1 protein-coding gene is annotated in these 635 nt (G+C 67.1%); it reads left to right on the top strand.

Features of this window, described 5'->3' with window-relative positions:
* A partial coding sequence (locus tag AACH00_RS19830) for an ABC transporter ATP-binding protein (protein ID WP_341400911.1) occupies positions 1–635 on the top strand: 635 nt, incomplete at both ends.

Here is a 635-nt window from a genome sequence, read left to right as displayed (position 1 = left end):
GGCGTGTCCAAGCGCTTTGGCGGGCTGCAGGCCCTGTCGGATGTGGGCATCACGATCAACAAGGGCCAGGTGTATGGCCTGATCGGGCCGAACGGCGCCGGCAAGACGACGTTCTTCAATGTGATCACCGGGCTGTACACGCCGGACGGCGGCACCTTCGAGCTGGGCGGTGCGCCCTACACGCCGACGACGGTGCACGAAGTGGCCAAGGCGGGCATCGCCCGCACCTTCCAGAACATCCGGCTGTTCGCCGAGATGACCGCGCTGGAAAACGTGATGGTGGGCCGCCATGTGCGCTCGAAATCCGGCCTGCTGGGCGCGGTGTTCCGCACCGCCGGCTTCAAGGCGGAAGAAGCCGAGATCCGCCAGCGCGCCCAGGAACTGCTGGACTACGTGGGCATCGGCAAGTACGCCGACTTCAAGGCGCGCACGCTGAGCTACGGCGACCAGCGGCGCCTGGAGATTGCGCGGGCGCTGGCCACCGATCCGAAGCTGATCGCACTCGACGAGCCGGCCGCCGGCATGAACGCGACCGAGAAGGTGGTGCTGCGCGAGCTGATCGACCGCATCCGCAAGGACGGCCGCACGATCCTGCTGATCGAGCACGACGTGAAGCTGGTGATGGGCCTGTGCGA

It is taken from the genome of Ideonella margarita (assembly GCF_038066635.1).
Taxonomy (GTDB): Bacteria; Pseudomonadota; Gammaproteobacteria; order Burkholderiales; family Burkholderiaceae_C; genus Ideonella; species Ideonella margarita.
This window is presented reverse-complemented; position numbering and strand designations above follow the sequence as displayed.